Origin of the sequence: Falsihalocynthiibacter arcticus (assembly GCF_000812665.2) — a bacterium.
Lineage (GTDB): Bacteria > Pseudomonadota > Alphaproteobacteria > Rhodobacterales > Rhodobacteraceae > Falsihalocynthiibacter > Falsihalocynthiibacter arcticus.
In genome coordinates, this window is sequence record NZ_CP014327.1 from 3276330 (window position 1) to 3295431 (window position 19102).

A 19102-nucleotide genomic window follows, 5' to 3' on the forward strand; every position below is an offset into this window, starting at 1 on the left:
CAGCATAAAATGAGACAAGATCCAGTTCTGACAGTGCGCGATTTGAGTGTGGATTTTCATCTTCGTACACATATCCTACATGCGGTGCGTGACGTGAGTTTTGACCTCTATCCTGGGAAAACCCTGTGCCTTGTGGGGGAAAGCGGGTCAGGAAAATCGGTAACGGCGCGTGCGCTTTTGCGGCTGATAGATCCGCAAGCAAAAGTGGCGGGTGGCGAGATTACTTTACACGGGGCCGATGGTGCGACACGCCTTGATACAATGGAGCCGAATAGTCGTGAAATCCGCGCCGTGCGCGGAGGGCGGATTGGCCTGATTTTTCAAGAACCAATGTCGTCTCTTTCACCCGTGCGAACAATTGGCGCCCAGATTGTAGAAGCATTGTTGCTGCACCGTCAGATGACCAAGGCCGAGGCCAAAGCCGAGACCGTCAATTTGTTGCGGCAGGTTGAGATTGCGCATCCCGAGAAGATGGCAGACCGCTACACCTTCGAGTTTTCTGGCGGTATGCGGCAGAGGGCGATGATTGCAATGGCCCTCGCGTGTGATCCCGACATCCTTATAGCAGACGAACCTACAACCGCACTTGATGTGACCACACAGGCCGAGATCATGGACTTGATCGCTCGCCTTCAAGCCGAGCGCGGCATGGCCATGTTGATGATTACGCATGACCTCGGGCTTGTGGCTGAAGTGGCTGACCATGTTGCTGTCATGCGATGGGGAAAAATCGTTGAGCAAGGTCCGGTGGATGATGTTTTCCACGCGGCCCAACATCCTTATACAAAGGCCCTCCTTGCGGCGACCCTGCGGCTTGATACTGCTGGAAAACGGCTTGCACCTGAAAATACGGGCATACCTTTGTTGTCCGCGCGCGGCCTTACCAAAGGATACGGTGTCAAGAATTGGCGCGGCAAACAAAGCTTTGGAATTATGGCCGTGGAGGACGCGAGCCTTGATCTTTGGCCCGGCGAAAACCTCGGCATTGTTGGCGAAAGTGGGTCTGGAAAAACGACTTTAGGGCGGATGCTCTTGCGGATTATCGAACCGTCGAGGGGGAACATTCAATGGAACGGTGATACGAACGCCGAAGATGTCACCAAAATGGCGCGCCCTGAATTGGCCCGATATCGCTCGGCTGTTAGGTTGGTATTTCAGGACCCGTTTGCTTCGCTCAATCCTCGTATGACGGTGAAGCAAGTGATTGCTGATCCCCTAATTGTTGCAGGCGAGATGAACGGCGCTCAGGTTGATGCCCGTGTTGAGGAGTTGCTGGAACTGGTTGGTTTGGATCGTTCCGCGATGGAGCGGTATCCGCACGCATTTTCGGGTGGTCAACGCCAACGGATCAGCATTGCCCGCGCGTTAGCTTTGAACCCGCGTATTATCATTGCTGACGAAGCAACCTCTGCACTCGATGTGTCTATTCGCGCTCAGGTTCTAGATTTGTTACTGGAGTTGCAAACGCGCCTCGACTTGAGCTTTATATTTATCGCGCATGACATCTCGGTGGTTCGATATTTCTGTGATCGAGTCGCCGTCATGCACAAGGGTCGGATCGTTGAAACGGGTCCCGCCGAGCAAATCTGCACAGCTCCCAACGAGCTTTACACCCAAAGCTTAATCTCTGCTGTTCCCAATCCCGATCCGCGCAATCGGCGGATGCTCCACCGCACGCGTTTTAACGCTGAAGCAGCGACTGTTTAACAAGATTACCACGAGGATAAGATGCCAAAATTTTGCGCCAACCTATCAATGTTATATACTGAACATGCGTTTCTTGATCGTTTTGCCGCTGCTGCTGCTGACGGCTTTACAGGGGTCGAATATATTGGTCCCTATGACTACCCAGAAGTAGACGTCGCGGCGGCGTTAACGGGGGCAGGGCAGACGCAAGTCTTGTTCAACCTACCAGCTGGAGATTGGGCTGGCGGGGAGCGGGGCATCGGATGTTTGCCTGACCGTGTCGAGGAGTTTCAGGTGAGTGTTGAGATCGCGCTGCGGTATGCCGCGGCGCTCGGTTGCACTCAGATTAACTGCTTGGCGGGAATTGCTCCTGTGGGTGCGAACCAAGAGGAGCTTGAGGCCGTACTCATCAGCAACTTGAAATACGCGGCTCCACGAATGGCCGCAGCAGGTGTCAAATTACTACTTGAGCCGATCAATACACGCGACATACCAGGATTTTTCTTAAGCCGTGTGGATCATGCACTTCGTATCATTGAGGCCGTTAGGCATGAGAACCTTTGGTTACAGTATGATTTCTATCATGCGCAGATCATGCAAGGTGATTTGATCCCAACATTTGAGCGGCACCAAAGCCGTATTGCGCACGTCCAGATTGCCGATCACCCAGGCCGTCACGAGCCGGGGACGGGCGAAATAAACCACTCATACCTACTTCAAAGCCTTGATCGGCTTGCCTACGACGGCTGGGTCGGTTGCGAATACAAACCCCGCACCAGCACCTCCGCAGGGCTGGGGTGGATGAAAGAAATGGGAGTGAAGGCATGAAGATCGGATTTATTGGACTCGGTATCATGGGCCGCCCAATGGTAGGTCACCTGATCGCGGCGGGGCATGACGTTTTTCTGCATCGGGTAAAAGAGGTGAGCCAAGAACTGGTGACGGCTGGGGGCATTGCCCTCGATAGTGCTGCTGCAGTTGCGTCCGCTTCGGAGATTGTCATTTTGATGCTGCCAGATACGTCTGACGTCGAGGGGGTGCTTTTTGGCAAGGATGGCGTTGCGAGCGGGTTGCAAGATGGGGCGTTGGTGATTGACATGAGCTCCATATCCCCGGTCGAGACCAAGGTCTTTGCCGAAAGAATAACCGCACAAGGAGCGGATTGGGTTGATGCGCCTGTTTCGGGGGGCGAGGCTGGTGCCAAAAACGCTGCCCTAACGATCATGTGCGGCGGGACCGAAGCCGCCTTTGCCCGCGCTATGCCGATACTGGAAATTATGGGGAAACGGATCACCCATATCGGGCCTTCTGGCGATGGACAGGTCGCCAAGGTTTGTAATCAAATCATCGTTGGCCTGACAATTGAGGCCGTGGCCGAGGCGCTGTTCCTTGCGGGAAAAGCAGGGGCAGATCCGTCCCGTGTGCGTGAAGCCTTGCTCGGCGGGTTTGCTGATAGCACCATTCTTAAGGTGCACGGTGAGCGAATGATCGACGAGGCATTCACTCCAGGGTTTCGTATCAACCTTCACCGCAAGGATATGGGGTTAGCCGTTGATGCCGCACGTGCGTTGGATGTGGCCCTTCCCAATACGGCAATGGTGCACCAACTCATGGGGGCAGCGATTGGGCGAGGAGATGGCGACCTCGATCATTCAGCGATGATCCGCAACCTACAGGTACTTGCCTCTGGTGATTAACCCCTGACCCTTCCCTTGTAGAGCGCCAAAACAGGCCCTTTTCCCTTTCAATCGAAAACATCCGCCCAAAAACTGGGCGTCGGTGACCCCATACTCTTGTTAAAAAGGAATATTATATGCCCGCAAAGTTGCCCCAAGTGCCCTACGGCGCCGTTTATTACCGCAAATCAAACCCACCTCGCGAGGATTGGGAACGTGACTATGGTATTGCCTCAAGTGATGGCCTCAATACCTTCCGCCACTGGTTTATGTGGTCTGCAATTGAGCGCGCTCCTGGGAAATATGACTGGGATGAATGCGATCGACAACTCGATTTGGCCGCCGAAAATGGCATGGCGACTGTCATCGCAGAATTCACCATGGCTTCACCCGACTGGCTCCAACGCAAGCTTGATTTTGCGCGGATGCGCAAGGCGGACGGCACACCGATGGCGTCGCAACTTAGTCCATCCGTCGCCGTTGGTGGATTTGGCGAAAGTCTAGGTGGGGCAGGGCCACTTACCCTGAATGCGCCAGAAGTACATGAAGCGGTGATGGGGTTTTTGACCGAAATGACCACTCGGTATCGCGGGCACCCGGGCTTGCTTGGCTATGATGTGAATAACGAGGTGAACTATAGCCCTGAGTACGACTTCTCGGCTCCAACTGCGGCGGCATTCCGCGTATGGATTCGTGAAAAATATGGCTCGCTTGATGCCCTAGCGAAGGTTTGGCACCGTTATTCTTATGCAGAATGGGATGACATTATGCCTCCCCAGCAAATCCAGCCCTATGCGGAATGTCTGGATTGGTTGAAGTTTCGCGAGGATAATTTCTATGGCCATGTTCAAGATAAAATCGATGTCATTCGTGCCGTTGATCCCGAGGCGACGATTATTTCTCATGGTATTGCGGGAGCAGTGACAGCACTAGCTGGGCATGGTTGCAACGATTGGCGCGCTGCCGAACAGGTCGAAATTTATGGCTATACTTGGATTGGGGCACGGAAAGGTAACCAACCTTGGCGCAACTTCTTTGCGGGAGATCTGGTGCGAGGGGCCGCGCGGGGCAAGCCGTTCTGGCATGCCGAACGGCAAGGCGGGCCACTTTGGATGCAGCCGCAGGTCCTTGGACGTGACAAGGAGGATGCGCGGGTGGCAACGCCTGAGGATATCCGATTGTGGTCAATGGCATCCTTTGCTGCGGGTGCCCGTGGGATGATGAACCTTCGCTATCGCCCACTCTTGAACGGGCCGCTTTTCGGCGCATTCGGAGCTTATGGCATGGATGGCAGTCGCACGCCGCGTTCTGAAATGCAGGCCAGTGTTGGACGTTGGGTGAACGCGCCCGAACAAACGGCCTGTATGGCGGCCTCTCCTGTGCGTGGCGATATCGGTCTCTTAATGATCCCAGAGGCACAACGATTTGATCTGTTACTGTCGAGCCAAGGTGACTTCAAAACCTATCAGGACGCTATGTGGGGGGCGTATCGCGCGTTCTTTGATATGGGCGTTCAGGCGGATTGGGTACATGATGCCGACATTGAGAAATACGATATAATCTATGCGCCATACCCGATTATGATGCCTGCTGAACTGGCCGCAAGACTTGCCAAATGGGTCGAAGGCGGGGGAAAACTCATCTCGGAGGCCTGTCCTGGTTACTTTGGCGATGATGGTCGCGTTGGTGTTCAGCAGCCAAACAACGGGCTTGATACCGTTTTTGGTGTGGTAGAGGACGAGGTGGAATTCATGCCCGATATCGGGGATCGTATTCGCCTATCGCTGGACGATGCCGCCCTGCGCGGTGGGGGTTTCTTGCAATCCTACACACCGACAAGCGCCAAAGTTTTGGGCTACTTCGACGGGGGACGCGTCGCGGTCACGACGTCACCTCATGGCAAGGGGCGCACCCTTCTGGTTGGTACGCATATGTCGGCTGGGCATTTCCGTGATCTGGAATCTGGCGATACGGGGGCTACTGCGTGGTTTGAAGCCTGTGTTAAATGGGCGGGGATCAAACCTTCCGTGCAGACTGGCAATTTGGCCGTGCAGGGGCGCTTACAGCAAGGCGGCGACAAGCAGTTCCTATGGTTGATCAACCCAACAGCAGAAGCGCAACAAATTTCTGTGTTGATCGATGGCGCGCCACTTGTTGTCCGTGAGGCACTTTGGGGCGATGCCGCTGCGAACCAAGTCCCTGCGCGGGATGCGTTAGTACTTGCACTCTAACGATTTAAGCCCTCACCCAGTACCGACAAGTTTAGGTGTTGGAGTGAGGGCTACATGAGTTGCGACTTTTGAGCTGGGGTAAGTTTGGGGTTTCATACGGCAATGCTCAGGCCTTTCTCCTAAATGTCTCGGTGGGTGTTTCTCAGCCGAAACAATTGCTAGGCGAAGTGTTGAGACCGACACAAGCTATTTCCAATGGGTCATGTGTGATGATCTAGGGTCGACCACTCGTGGCGACCACCCGCGGGGCACAACGATTTGTATTTCAATCTGTTCCTTGTTCCCATGCGTCGCCAACTGACGAACTCAGCACTCCGATCAAATTCGGTCGGGTTTTTGTCGGAATTCGCGTGCAAGCGGGGGATTGCGGTGCGGAGGAGGCCAAGATTGGCAGATGGCGACACAGCGCAAAAACCGCGAACTGTTAGAACTCGCAGAACAAAGATCCCGCATCGCCCCCGAACTCAACAGGGAACGGACAGCGCGCACCGCTCTTCAGGAGGGTTTTAAATATGCAGCGAAGCTATGGAGGCAGATCGCTGCGCTGTTGATGCAAGCAACGTGCAGCGGATCCGCGCCTTCGGGGATTCTCGCCTCTAAACCCGATGCCGAGATGCTCGCGCCCTGTGATAAAACACAGCTTGCCTCAGGGGCAAGGAGCCAAGCTGCATTCTGCTTTGGTGCAATGGGCCATTTTTCAATTCTCTAACTAAAACCGCAACTGTCGCTATCGAATTTCGAAAGTTGCCGTCACTTGATTTACCAAGTTCTAGTGTCATCAATGATGTGCGCTACAGGGTTTTGCCCGGCAGCGGTCGCGCTGGATTGTGAGTTCTTTACCTTTAAGCGGTGATCGATGGTGACACGGTAGCCGCCACAACGAGCATCTTCGACGGTCAGGGGCGATACACCGGAACATTCAACCGACGAAAGTAAAGCCGTCGCCGAGGTCGTTCGCTGGCGAATTGAGGGCAAAGAGGTCTTGATTTGTACGGTAAAAATGGCGCGTTCCGATTGTGAGGTAACGGACAGTTTTGGCCGATATCTGGTCGTGTTTTATGATGATCGTGGGAATGTAAATCAATGGTTGCTAGATTCGGGGAAAGCTGTGCCTTTCGAGAGTGGAACTCGCTAAAGTTTGGCGCTGGGGTGCGGCTTCTAGAACGCTGTTCTTGAGGTCTCACGCAGTATTTCTGAGTGTTAGGTTCCGTAACACCTTCGGAATGATGCTGGCTGAGAAGCTATGACCGCCTGCGCAGCCCCCAAATAGCGCAGCAGGTGGTCATAGCCTCGCCTCAGGTCCCTACAGTGGTTTTTGCAACAAACCACACTGCAAAGGAGACCGACTATGACCGAGATTGTTATTGCACAAGATGCAGCAGTTTTAGTGGCCATCGACATCGCCAAAGCACGGCATGAAGTTTTGATAGCCATTCTAGGCAAAAAGCGCCGCCGCCGTTTGACTGTCCTCAACCAAATGGAGGACTTCCAGCGGTTGATCACATCATTGGCCAGTTATGGCCGTCCAGTGCGCGCAGCTTTTGAGGCGACTGGTAATTACCACCGCGCCTTTGCTTATCGCCTCGCAACCGCAGGCTTTGAGGTGAAGTTGGTATCGTCATGGGCTTTGGCGCGTACCCGGGAAGCTCTGCATAACAGCTGGGACAAGAACGACCCCAAGGACGCTCAGGCCATCCTTCACATGATGGAGATCGGGAATGAGCAGTTTTATCACGACCCACTGGTGTGTGGAACGAACGACATCCAAGAGCTGTCTAAAACCCATGACACGTGTCCAAGTCAAAGACAGAACTGTGGCACCGAGTGCTGACACATTACCTACCGCTGTATTTACCCGAAGCCGACCGCTTTCACCGCAGCTCGCGCAGCGACTGGTTCTTTGCATTCCTTGAGCGCTATCCATCACCACACTTTATCTCAGCCATGAGCAAGGACGCATTTACCGCTGACGCCTGGGACGTTGTGGGCCGTAAGGTTGCAAAAGAACGTTTGCTTGCTGACATTTATGAGACCGCCAAAGCATCTGTGGGGCTGCCTATTGCTCCCGATTCTGACGCGATCGGCATGTTCCGTTTGGTCCTCGGTGAAGGTCGCAGTCTCATCGCGCAACGCAATCAGATTGAGGATCGTGCCGTGGCGCTTCTCAAAGATCTGCCTGACTATCAATTGCTGACATCGGTCCCTGACATCGGTCCGGTTAACGCCCTGACCATTCTGGCGGAAGCAGGTGACCTGCGCCGGTTTGCACATCACCGACAGTTCTTAAAGTTCTGTGGAATGGACCTCGCGACGATCCAATCGGGCACATTCCGGGGCCAAACCAAGCTGTCAAAATATGGTAATGCCCGACTGCGCCGCACCCTCTGGATGGCAGGCCAGGTCGCCATTCTGCAGCGGACCAACAGCTTTCGAGACAAGTTCGAACGCTACATCGCGAAGGACCGCCACAACAAACATTTGCGCCGCAAAGCATATACCGCAATCGCCGCCAAGATGGCCCGTACTGTTCATGGGATCATTAAACATGGCGAACCCTATCGCCCCTTCTTTGAGGGGTGATCGATCGCAGAAGGACCTTTCTATGTAAGGGCCGTGGAGGTAGGCAACTGACCTCGTAGATAATGTTCAGGCCTTCTGTGTTAGCGACCCGATGATCTAGTCTTAAGGACGGTGAGAGCCGCAAAAGCGTACTCTGTGTTTGTTATGGGAGAGACTGTCGTTGACCAAAAAGCCGAACTAAGCCATGCTTTGAACGTGTTGAGACGCCTCGACACGACAATGACCTGATGCCAAATCAGCCAAATATTCCGCGCATAGGACGCTGTCTCTTGAGAGCGACATTGAGGCCAGTGCTGTGTGAATATTTCCTCTCTCCGCTGCGCGATACGGTAAAGGGAACTGTCGTAACGTGAGAAACTTTCAGGTGCCGCAGCCCGTTGGCTATAGAAAAAAGTCTTTTTGGGCAGTTGCGTTCACCACGGCACTCTCACTCCCTTCAAATCATTTTAAAACTTTGTAAGATTAAAAATGCCACTATAATTACATCAATTTACAAAGAATCAGATTTTAATTACTTTGGAGGTAGCAATGAACCTGAAACCAGCAAAGTCCAAGTCGACATTGGTTGTTGTACTTGCGGCGACTTCATTTTTTTCGGTCACGGCATCCGCGCAAACAATCACAGGTACACCGGGATTGCCGTCAGCAACGACGACCATTAATGGTTTGCAGATTCCGGTGCCACCACCAGAATTCAAAGGCAAGATCGAGCGCAATGCGACGGCATCAGAGCCTTACTGGGCACCGCAAATCGCTCCGGCCAAAGGGTCACCAAACGTCCTTTTAATCATGACCGACGATACGGGCTATGGCACCCCGTCGACGTTCGGGGGTGTGATCCCGACTCCTGCTCTGGATCGGGTCGCCGCGATGGGCGTCAGTTTCACAAACTTCAATTCGACGGCTCTTTGTTCGCCAACGCGGGCGGCGCTTATCACGGGGCGCAATCACCACTCCGTCGGATTTGGCGTCATCGCCGAACAAGCCACTGGATACCCCGGCTACAACAGCATCATTGCCGATGACAAAGCGACCGTGGGCACTATCCTAAAAGACAACGGATATCGCACATCGTGGTTCGGCAAAAACCATAATACACCCGCCTTCCAAGTCAGTCAGAATGGACCGTTTGACCAATGGCCCATCGGCATGGGTTTTGAGTATTTCTATGGGTTTATGGGCGGCGACACCAGCCAGTGGACTCCAGGGCCGTTGATGCGGAACACAACCCCGATTTATCCTTACGTAGGCGACACAGACTACAACTTGATCACGGCCATGGCGGATGAAGCCATCGATTATATGAACCGGATCAATACGCTGGCGCCTGAGCAGCCCTTCTTTGTCTATTATGTTCCGGGCGGCGTGCATGCGCCACATCACCCAACCAAAGAATGGATCGACAAGATCAGTGATATGCACCTGTTTGACAAAGGGTGGAATGAACTGCGCGCAACCATCTTTGCCAATCAGAAAAAGCTGGGCGTTATTCCACAACACGCTGAGTTGACGCCTTGGCCAAAAGATTTGCTGAAACCTTGGGACACTCTCACGGACGACGAAAAGAAGATGTTCATTCGTCAAGTTGATGTGTTTGCGGCCTATGTTGCCTATACCGACCACGAAATCGGCCGTGTTATTCAAGCCGTCGATGATATGGGCAAACTTGATAATACGATTGTCATGTACATCAGCGGCGACAACGGCGGCAGCGCCGAAGGCACGTTGATTGGCACCCCGAATGAAGTCGCGGCGTTCAACGGTGTGAACGTTCCAATCAAAGACCAACTTGCTGAATTCTACGACGAATGGGGCAGCAACGAAACCAACCCCCACATGACAGTTGCATGGTCTTGGGCCTTTGACACGCCGTTCTCATGGACCAAACAGGTCGCATCGCATTTTGGCGGTATCCGGCAAGGGATGGCCATCGCTTGGCCTGATGTAATCAAGGACAAGGGCGGTATTCGCCACCAGTTCCACCACGTTATCGACATTGTTCCGACAATCCTTGAGGCGACGGGCATCACACCACCTGCCGTGGTCAATGGCGTTCCACAAAGTCCCATCGAGGGTGTTAGCATGGCGTATCTATTTGATGCGGCCAACACCGACGCGCCCTCAACACACCATACCCAGTATTTCGAAATGATGGGCGATCACGCCATTTATCATGACGGCTGGATTGGCAGCACGAAAGTTGTGCGTCCACCGTGGGAAATCACCGGTCCTGTGAACCAAGACCCCGCAGGCACACCGTGGGAACTCTATGACCTGAACAAAGACTGGACACAAGCGCACGATGTGGCGGCGGAAAACCCAGAAAAGCTCAAAGAGATGCAGGCGCTTTTCTGGAAAGAAGCCGAGAAATATCAAGTCCTTCCTTTGGATGCATCCGTGGCGACCCGCTTGGTCACTCCACGGCCAAGTTTGACGGCTGGACGCGATGAATTCGTCTGGAAAGGAACCTTTACCGGAACTCCGAACGGCGATGCTCCTTCGGTTCTGAATACCTCCTACACGATCACGGCAGAAGTGGATGTACCCGAAGGTGGCGGCGATGGCATGATCCTGACACAGGGTGGTCGTTTCGGCGGATACGGTTTCTATCTTCTCAAAGGCAAACCCGTGGTCACTTGGAACCTGCTGGACCTTGAGCGGATCCGCTGGGAAGGCGCTGATGCGCTAAGCGCTGGCAAACATACCGTGGAGTTCGACTTCAAATACGACGGGCTTGGTATGGGCACTCTGGCTTACAATAGCATGAGCGGCATTGGTCGATCTGGGACTGGTGAGTTGAAGGTCGACGGTAAGGTTGTCGCCACGCAAAAAATGGAGAAAACCATTCCGTTGATTTTGCAGTGGGATGAAAATCTGGATGTCGGGGCCGACACTGGCACCGGCGTCGACGATAAGGATTACCAAACCCCGTTTGCGTTCACTGGTACGCTGGAGAAAGTGACCCTTAAGGTGGCCCCTCCGGTTCTAACAGAGGCCGACAAAACCAAGCTGAAGGAAGCGATGGTTACCAAAGACTAAACGGCAACAATAGTTTCCACACCCCGCAGTTAATAGCTTCGGGATGTGGAAGACCAGATTTTGACCTGAATGCTCTACTCTCTCTTCACAATTATCGAGTCTTTCAAATCCGATATCCTTTTTGATAACAACAAGGGGGCGTGGAATTGGATGGTGGAAAACCGCAGGAGAATGCGCCGTAATATAAGTAAAAATACTCGTATTGTTTTCAAAACATCCACTTAGCAGTCCTTGGTGCTCAACCCGTCCTTAATGATTATTTCTTCTTACGGACAAACGCCGTCGTCGGCGCCCTCCGTTTTCAACTATCGGTTTCCTGCCCTAGCGATTTCAATGCCAGATGAATGGATATTTGGGCGCCTAGTTGGCGAGCCGCAGGCAACGTCACTGGAAACAATTTACTGGATCGCGAAATTCACTCCGCCTAGATTGACAGAATTGAGACATATTGGAATCAATTAGGAGTATACTTATTATGGATATTTCACGTCGCACGCTAACGACAGGCGCCATGGGCGCATTGGCAACCACCACAATAGCGCGCCCCAGCTGGGCGCAGTCAGATTCGATCTCTGACGAGCTTCTGGGCAACACAGATTTCTGGACAGCCGTTGAAGCTTATACCTATGCCTACCCACTCGTCACGATGGAATACACCCGCCGTGTCTTAACAAATGTCGCCGAACCAAAGGGAACAAGAGCCCCAATGGGCCAACTTGGGCGCCTGCGTGAATACCCCGATGCGTCGTTCAAGGATGTTACGGCGCCGAACGCGGATACCCTCTATACCTACGGGTTCTTTGATGTGAGCAAAGAGCCCTATATCGTTAGCGTGCCAGACATGGATGACCGCTATGCGTTGTTCCCGATGTTGGATGGCTGGACCAATGTTTTCGATGTTCCGGGCAAACGGACAACCGGAACTGGTGCTCAGACCTTTGCCGTGACCGGGCCTGGTTGGACGGGAACTCTGCCAGAGGGCGTGACCGAGTACAAATCCCCCACCAGCATGGTCTGGCTGCTTGGACGCATCTATTGCACTGGAACCAAGGAAGATTACGCCGCAGTTCACAAAATTCAAGATGAAATGTCTCTGGTGCCCCTCAGTTCCTTTGGAAAGGACTATACGCCGCCAGCAGGCAAAGTTGATCCATCCATAGATATGAAAACTGCGGTGCGCGACCAAGTGAACGCGTTGGATGCGGTCGAGTATTTCACTCTGTTCAGCGAATTACTCAAAACCAATCCTCCTGCCGCAGCGGATGCGCCAATTCTCAAGAAGATGGCCGATATTGGCATTGTTCCAGGACAAGACTTTGATGCCAGCAAGTTGGACGTTGTGCTTCAGAAGAAGGTGCCCCAAATCGCCTTTGCTCGGATCATGCTGCACTTCAAAGACAGTGATGGCGACATAACCGACATCAATGGTTGGGCCTATACAACCAAGACCGGACTTTATGGCACGAACTATATCCAACGTGCATTGATCACGGCCATTGGCCTTGGGGCAAACCGCCCGCAGGACGCCGTGTATCCGACCAGCACTAAATCAGCGAGCGGGCTGATCCATCGGGACTATGACGGGTCGGAAAAATACGTCATCCGGTTTGAAAAAGGTCAATTGCCACCGGTCAACGGATTTTGGTCAATCACGATGTACAACGCCAAATATTTCTTTGTCGCCAATCCCCTGAACAGGTATTCGATCAGCGCTCGTCAAGATTTGAAAGCCAATGCTGACGGATCCGTGGACATCTATCTTCAAAACGAGTCCCCCGGAGCGGACAAGGAGTCTAACTGGCTACCGGCTCCCAAGGACAAGTTCATTTTGATGATGCGTCTGTATTGGCCCAAAGAAGGCAATCCGTCTATTCTCGACGGTTCTTGGGTGCTTCCTCCAGCAACTAAGGCGAGCTGAATTAGCTTTGATAGCGGCGCTCCTTAGCAGGCTGTAAAAGTTGGGAAAATGCTGCGTAAGGGACAGACTTGGCCGAGGTTCCGTTTTGGGGAGCCTCGGTTATTTAGATTTCCCACGCGCTGTCGCGACGTCCAATTGCAAGTCATGAGAGAGCCAAATCAAAAGGGTACATTCAGGGCGAAGCGTTGAATTTTACTGCGGCACGTACGGTTGACTGGTCCCTGAAGGCCACCGTTTTTGGAGGCTGTATTGCAAAAATGGGTGTTTTGCCTGAGAAAGCCCTTTCAGTTTCCAATGGAACTTTTCGGATAAAACTATTCGATCCTGAAACAAGGTTGCAACTTTATCTGAATGAAGTTTCGCCATTTTTCGCGCCAATTAAAACAATATCTAAAGAGGGAGCAAACATGTTTAGAAACACATTGATACCTATTTTTGTGGCACTGATGTCAACGACTGTATCGGCGCAAATCTCGCAGGAAACTCTGGACGCCATTTCGATCCCAGACAAAGTGTAAACACACATAGGTACGCTAGAATTCAAAGCAGGCGCTCCAACCGCAGCCACCATTGATGTGCTCTATGACAATTTGGACACGATGCGGGGTCTTGATGTATATTTGGACAATGTTGGTGCGATTTCGCTGAACACCGTCCTTGATGGGCTGAGCAGTGCCGGTGCTGACGCGCCCAACAAGGTGGCTATTTTCGAGCAGTTGATGGATTCTCAACCTTTGGTCATTACGGCGAATACCTCAACGCTCTATGCCTATACGGGTACCGACCTTATCGCTGCGATTGGCATCGTAAAGGGGAAACCCTTTAAACCAGATGCGCGGATGAAGAAACTGCTGGTTGATGCAGGCGCCCTTGGCAATGCTACGTCGCGGGCCATGACGTATCAACCGCGCATCGATGGCATGTCCATTTACCCCGACAGCGATAGTGCGTGGGTCACACTGTTTGCCATTAAGAACACTTCGTTTGAGGCCGATGGCACGATGGGTCTGGGTGCACGGGTGCTGTATTGTTTCAACGCAGGCGGTGTGACGCCCGCCATGGCCGTCACCGAACCGGTTGCGGGGTCGGACTATGCGGTTGGGTATTTGGATGCTGACAAACCGCCTATGGACGGTGGGAAATCCTACAAGCTGACCTTGCCAAAGGATGTGCACGTGAACAATTTCTGGGCCGAAACCATCTATCATGCCCAGACGCGCCCGCAACTTCAAACCAGCCAGAAGTTTCCGACGGTTGGAAGCCTGACCACAGGGATGACATGCATTTTTTTAGGTGGGGCTCCTTCCCGATCTGAGAGGTCGCCGCATGTCGGCCAGTTTTAAAGGGGCATCGTTCTGCGTGGGGGGATGCCAGTGCGTAAACATTTCAACAAAGACTATGGTTAGGCTAAAGTGTGGTATTACAAGTATCGAGGGTCTGTTTCGGTCATAGAACCATTACTTTTGATGTCGTTGGACCTGTATAAATTAAACTTGGCGAAGATTTGAATCTGGGATAAAAACCTGTGCTCAAAACTGTACTTAGAATTTCATCTATAACGGCCCTTTCCACGGTGCTGCTATTCGCTCAATATTCGATCGGTATGGCACAAGGAGGTGGCGGGCATGGCGGAGGACATGTAGGTGGGGCGGATCATCATCATTACGATCATCACACCGATGCCGCGAGAATCGCGATCGGGATTGTCGCAGGAATGGCAATTGGTACCGCGTTAACGTCGGAACCTCCAAGCTGTGCTGTGGAAGTGGTTCAGGGGGTTCAGTATTGTTATGATGGGTACAATTGGTACCAAATTGAAGCTGGGACATATGTAGTTGTCGAGCGGCCCTAAGAGAGACATACGCTTGTTCAAAAAACCACCACTACAGTCATAACTTGGCGCTAAAGTCCCCTTTTTGCTAACGTGGGAAAAGGGGACTTGAAGTTCGACGACCATGTGAAATCTGAATTCATCGTTCGTTGCAGTTACGGCGCGCTGACGGGCGCGAAACTACGTCCATAGGTTCTATCTGAACTGTGAGTTCTAACGTTCTGAAAATAATCGTTTTTAGGCGTTGAGTTGCCGCTAGATAATTTGCGTGCGACCCACTTCGAGCTAAACGAGCAATTTTTCCGAATTCGAAGTCTGCAGCATCTGAACCTGTGATCGAGCTAGATTTAGGAAAGCCGATACCGCAGGGTTATTTTGGGCCAAAAATGAAGGTTTAAGCGCAAAATACCGGTGCAAATCTTCTTTTAACGGCAGAACCCTTATGCCGCGCCGGTCGGAGGGCAGGGTGGGTTCTGGCACCACTGTGACGCCCAATCCTTCGCGCACGAGGGCGAAGGAGCTGATCCAGTCGCGCACCTCCATCCGAACGTCTTGCAACCCACAACCGAGGGTCTCCGCAAGGCTTCCCGCGTGGATCGTGCACCCGCCCGTTGCCAATATAAATGGCTCATTTGAGAGGCGCGCCAAAGAGACGCTGTGAATAGGCGCCGTCGCGATCGCGTGGCCAGAAGGCAGGACGGCCACCCAATCGTCTTGCCCCAGCGGGAATTGAGTGGCGCTATAGCTTTCGACGGCGGTCACCCCAAGGTCCACCGTGCCTGCGGCGAGCCAAGCTTCGATTTCGGTATCACTGGCTTCTAATGTCACGACCTCAATGCCCGGATGTAATTCCTGAAAGCGGCGCAGAAGCGGCGGCAGAAGTGTGTGAAAAACGGACGGAAACGCCGCAAGCCGCAGACGCCCCTGTTCAACGCCACGGGCCAAATCGGTGGCGCGTTTGATCCGGTCAAGACTGGCAAGCACATCACGCGCTTCTGCGAGAACCTCGTCGCCAATCGCCGTTGCTTCAGCACCGCGTTGTGTCCGAGATATGAGCATGACCCCGAGGTGCGTTTCAAGTGCCGCCAAGGCTTGGCTGACACCCGATTGTGACAGGCCCAACCTCTGGGCGGCAGCGGTGAGGCTACCTGTATCCGAAACGGCCACGAGCACACGGATTTGCGATAAATTCATACTATAATCTGCCCTTATACCCACATTCTATCTCCATAAGTATCACTTGTACGATCGTTGTGCCAGTAGAACATGGAAAAGGAGACAGCCATGACCACTCGTACAGTTGAAACCACCCGCAGTTTCCCCCCCGCCGTTGCGATTGCTGCGCTTGGCGCGAGTTCGTTCATGATTACGCTGGACGCGACGGCCTTGCATGTGGCTTTGCCCACAATTGCAGAGGAGTTGGGCGCTGGGTTGTCAGCCCTTCAATGGATCACCAATGCTTACACGCTGGTCTTTGCTGGTTTACTCCTGTCCTCGGGGGCGCTTTCCGACAGGCTTGGCGCACGCAGGGTCTTCCTCGCGGCGCTCCTTTTTTTCTTGGGAGCATCGACGTTGTGCGGCCTTGCGCCCTCTACGGAAGTGCTGATCGCGGCACGGGCCATTCAAGGTATCGGGGCCGCTGCGATCCTTCCAAGTTCTATGGCACTCCTTGTGCATGCGTTTCCGAACCCAAAAGACCGTGCATACGCCCTTGGAACTTGGAGCGCGATTTCGGCCGTGGCGCTGGTGGCCGGGCCTTTGCTGGGTGGCTTTCTTGCCGGAACTCTAGGGTGGCGCGCGATCTTTCTTTTGAACCTGCCTGTTGGGCTTTTGGCTTATATTGCGGCTTCAATGTCTGTTGGAAATCCCGACCAGCAGCGACGTGCGTTTGATCTGCTTGGTCAGATATTTGGCATGGTGGCCCTCATCGCACTGGTTTTCGCGGCCACGGAAGGTCAGGAATTGGGCTGGATGTCGTTTCCCGTGCTGGCGACGGCGGTCGTCGGTGTGGTGGCCCTCGCGGCCTTCGTGATAACAGAGCGACGCCACCACGATCCCATGCTGCCATTCCAGCTTTTTAGATCACGCGCCTTCACTGGTGCGATCATGGCCTCGTTCCTCTACAACTTTGCCTACTACGGCGCATTATTTTCGCTATCGATCATCCTTCAGGCAGATGGGGCCGCGCCAGTTTCTGTCGGACTTAAGTTCGCCCCCATGACAGCCACCACAGCCATCGTAGCCTTTGCGATTGGCCGTATGGTCGCAAAGTTTGGAGCGCCCCTTCCAGGAATGGTAACCTTGAGCATTGGCGCGGTTGGCGCGGCGCTCATGGTTTTCGGAGGTTTTACGTCCACAATCTTCCTGCTTGGTTCCCTGCTGATCGGAATTGGCGGCGCGACACTGCCTGCCATCGTGGCCGCAGCCCTTGAGAACGTGCCGTCCGCAAGAGCGGGCGTCGGATCCGCAGTGCTCAACACCGCGCGTCAGGCTGGCGGTGCTTTCGGCGTGGCCGTTCTTGGAACTCTGATTGCCACGGCATCGCCAAGCGTGGCATTGGCAACAATCAGCGCAAGCTTCCTCCTCGGTGCCATCGCAATGAAGGTCAGTTTGAATCCTGCCGCGAAATGAAGGGATGATTTTCATAGCAAAAGCAATGCTCCGCAAGCCATCCTATTGCAGGAACAAGGGGACCTAGCTCTTTATGGGCCGTCTAAGATTTCCACCGAAAGTATTGTCGGCAGATGTCGCGCGATCTCTTGCCATGTTTCGCCCTCGTCGGAACTGGCAAAGACCGAGCCAGAGTTTGTCCCAAAATAGACCCCCGCTGGGGTGCGGGTGTCCGTGGCCATGGCCTGTCTCAAAACGGTGAAATAACACGCGTCTTGCGGTAATCCCTGACGCATATCCTGCCAGCTTTGCCCACCGTCCTGCGAACGCCATACCGCCGCTGAAGCATCGGGTGGGAAGCGCCCTTTGCTGTCGCCATTCAAAGGGAGGGTCCAGACCGTGTTAGGATCGCGCGGGTGGACCGCGATCGGGAAGCCAAAGAGCGACGGTAGGCCGTTACTAATGTCGTCCCAACTGCGCCCGCCATTGGAGGAACGCCAGACCCCGTGATGGTTCTGTTGATAAAGCACATCCTCATGCCCCGGCGCCCGCACCATATTGTGCACGCAATGCCCAAGTTCACCGTTTTGGGGCGCGGCGGGATGGTCATGCCCCTGACAGGCTTCAGCGTTTGAAAGGCGAATGCGGCGCTCCCAAGTGGTACCGCCGTCCTCGGTGGCGAAGACACCTGCGGCGGATATGCCGACCCAGAGTTTCTCCGGATTCGACGGCTCAGGCACGATTGTATGCAGCACCAATCCCGCGGCCCCAGGTATCCACGCTTCAAAGGAAGGATGATCCGTGAGGCCCTCAACCTTGGTCCATTGTTCGCCGCGATCCTTACTTTCCAACAGGTTCGCAGGTTTGGTTCCCGCGTAAAGCTTGCCGTGACTGAAGTTTAGCGACCATATCTGGGAAAAGTCATCCGTGAAGGGTAGCGCCTCATCGGTCCAGCCGATCATCTTGGCGAAGTCTGGATCGATGGCGGCCCATTCGTCCATCTTGCCTTTTGATAAGCGGGTGACCTGCCAGCTTTCACCGCCATCGGTTGAGCGCCAAATGCCCGCTCCGTGCCAATCACCTCCACCGCCAGCCCACAGAGTCCCGGTTTTGGCATCTCCCACAACGTGGTTAATTGGCCAACCGTCACAGTAAGGCCCGCGCACCTTCCAGCCCTCGCGGTCGGTGCCGCCAGACAATAGAAAAACACCCTTAGTCGTGCCAACAAGTACATTGATATTGTTTACAGACATGAGATTTACACTCCCTAGAACTACACACATAATACCAATCACGACCCCACGCGCATAGTGTAAATTTGTCGTCGAACCCGTCTTGGACCGCGCCGATGGTACGCGATATGTGTGAAATTGCGGACCCAGTAACTTTACGGAGTAAACTCCGTTTGATTCAGCCCTAGGAGATGAGAAGTCGCCAAAAACTCAAGAGAGGGAACACTATGTGCCAGCATGCCGCGCAACCGAGATTAATTGTCGACTCTGCACTAAAATTTGTTGATGACTATGCACTG

General features: G+C 53.6%; 13 protein-coding genes and 1 pseudogene. 12 read left to right on the plus strand and 2 right to left on the minus strand.

Going from position 1 to position 19102, the window contains the following annotated elements; genetic code table 11:
* Positions 1–9: 9 nt before the first annotated feature.
* The 11 genes and pseudogenes from RC74_RS16180 (at position 10) to RC74_RS22335 (ending at position 14982) form a co-directional block, all read left to right on the plus strand.
* A complete protein-coding gene (locus RC74_RS16180; RefSeq protein WP_039000015.1) occupies positions 10–1707 on the plus strand; it encodes an ABC transporter ATP-binding protein in 1698 nt (565 codons plus the stop codon).
* 21 nt (positions 1708–1728) lie between these two features.
* The gene (gene otnI / locus RC74_RS16185) at positions 1729–2514 is read left to right on the plus strand and encodes a 2-oxo-tetronate isomerase (RefSeq protein WP_039000003.1); all 786 of its coding nucleotides are present in this window, start codon (positions 1729–1731) and stop codon (positions 2512–2514) included.
* Positions 2442–3383: a 2-hydroxy-3-oxopropionate reductase gene (locus RC74_RS16190; RefSeq protein WP_335339547.1), complete on the plus strand. Its 942-nt coding sequence runs from the start codon at positions 2442–2444 to the stop codon at positions 3381–3383. The genes otnI and RC74_RS16190 overlap by 73 nt, the downstream gene beginning before the upstream one ends.
* Before the next feature lie 116 nt (positions 3384–3499).
* Complete coding sequence (locus tag RC74_RS16195; RefSeq protein ID WP_039000001.1) at positions 3500–5593, plus strand: beta-galactosidase; 2094 nt, start codon at positions 3500–3502, stop codon at positions 5591–5593.
* A 394-nt stretch (positions 5594–5987) separates the two neighbouring features.
* A complete protein-coding gene (locus RC74_RS16200) occupies positions 5988–6302 on the plus strand; it encodes a hypothetical protein (protein ID WP_039000000.1) in 315 nt (104 codons plus the stop codon).
* Positions 6303–6941: 639 nt separating this feature from the next.
* Positions 6942–8173 (plus strand): annotated as a pseudogene (locus tag RC74_RS16205) (IS110 family RNA-guided transposase).
* 528 nt (positions 8174–8701) lie between these two features.
* The gene (locus RC74_RS16210; RefSeq protein ID WP_039003616.1) at positions 8702–11212 is read left to right on the plus strand and encodes an arylsulfatase; all 2511 of its coding nucleotides are present in this window, start codon (positions 8702–8704) and stop codon (positions 11210–11212) included.
* Positions 11213–11687: 475 nt separating this feature from the next.
* Entirely contained in the window at positions 11688–13130 is a 1443-nt protein-coding gene (locus RC74_RS16215; RefSeq protein ID WP_039003617.1) for a DUF1254 domain-containing protein, read from the plus strand.
* Between the two features lie 185 nt (positions 13131–13315).
* Positions 13316–13648 carry a hypothetical protein gene (locus RC74_RS22755; RefSeq protein WP_052274997.1) on the plus strand — a complete coding sequence of 111 codons (333 nt, stop codon included), beginning with the start codon at positions 13316–13318 and terminating at the stop codon, positions 13646–13648.
* An 81-nt stretch (positions 13649–13729) separates the two neighbouring features.
* Positions 13730–14473, plus strand: a complete 744-nt coding sequence (locus tag RC74_RS16225) for a DUF1214 domain-containing protein (protein ID WP_218918081.1) — start codon at positions 13730–13732, stop codon at positions 14471–14473.
* 182 nt (positions 14474–14655) lie between these two features.
* Entirely contained in the window at positions 14656–14982 is a 327-nt protein-coding gene (locus RC74_RS22335; protein ID WP_156477503.1) for a hypothetical protein, read from the plus strand.
* A 264-nt stretch (positions 14983–15246) separates the two neighbouring features.
* On the opposite strand, the gene RC74_RS16230 is transcribed toward RC74_RS22335, so the two are convergent.
* The gene (locus RC74_RS16230; RefSeq protein ID WP_039003618.1) at positions 15247–16155 is read right to left on the minus strand and encodes a LysR family transcriptional regulator; all 909 of its coding nucleotides are present in this window, start codon (positions 16153–16155) and stop codon (positions 15247–15249) included.
* A gap of 90 nt (positions 16156–16245) precedes the next feature.
* On the opposite strand from RC74_RS16230, the gene RC74_RS16235 reads away from it, so the two are divergent.
* Positions 16246–17592, plus strand: coding sequence for a DHA2 family efflux MFS transporter permease subunit (locus RC74_RS16235; RefSeq protein ID WP_052274999.1), 1347 nt, complete (start codon positions 16246–16248; stop codon positions 17590–17592).
* A gap of 71 nt (positions 17593–17663) precedes the next feature.
* Here the strand turns inward: RC74_RS16235 and RC74_RS16240 are convergent, their stop codons facing one another.
* Positions 17664–18824, minus strand: a complete 1161-nt coding sequence (locus RC74_RS16240; protein WP_039003619.1) for a WD40/YVTN/BNR-like repeat-containing protein — start codon at positions 18822–18824, stop codon at positions 17664–17666.
* Positions 18825–19102 lie beyond the last annotated feature (278 nt).

Coding starts and splice junctions, on each gene's coding strand:
- RC74_RS16180 (WP_039000015.1), top strand. CDS start 10: ATGAGACAAGATCCAGTTCTGACAGTGCGCGATTTGAGTGTGGATTTT.
- otnI (WP_039000003.1), top strand. CDS start 1,729: ATGCCAAAATTTTGCGCCAACCTATCAATGTTATATACTGAACATGCG.
- RC74_RS16195 (WP_039000001.1), top strand. CDS start 3,500: ATGCCCGCAAAGTTGCCCCAAGTGCCCTACGGCGCCGTTTATTACCGC.
- RC74_RS16200 (WP_039000000.1), top strand. CDS start 5,988: ATGGCGACACAGCGCAAAAACCGCGAACTGTTAGAACTCGCAGAACAA.
- RC74_RS16210 (WP_039003616.1), top strand. CDS start 8,702: ATGAACCTGAAACCAGCAAAGTCCAAGTCGACATTGGTTGTTGTACTT.
- RC74_RS16215 (WP_039003617.1), top strand. CDS start 11,688: ATGGATATTTCACGTCGCACGCTAACGACAGGCGCCATGGGCGCATTG.
- RC74_RS16225 (WP_218918081.1), top strand. CDS start 13,730: ATGCGGGGTCTTGATGTATATTTGGACAATGTTGGTGCGATTTCGCTG.
- RC74_RS16230 (WP_039003618.1), bottom strand. CDS start 16,155: ATGAATTTATCGCAAATCCGTGTGCTCGTGGCCGTTTCGGATACAGGT.
- RC74_RS16235 (WP_052274999.1), top strand. CDS start 16,246: ATGACCACTCGTACAGTTGAAACCACCCGCAGTTTCCCCCCCGCCGTT.
- RC74_RS16240 (WP_039003619.1), bottom strand. CDS start 18,824: ATGTCTGTAAACAATATCAATGTACTTGTTGGCACGACTAAGGGTGTT.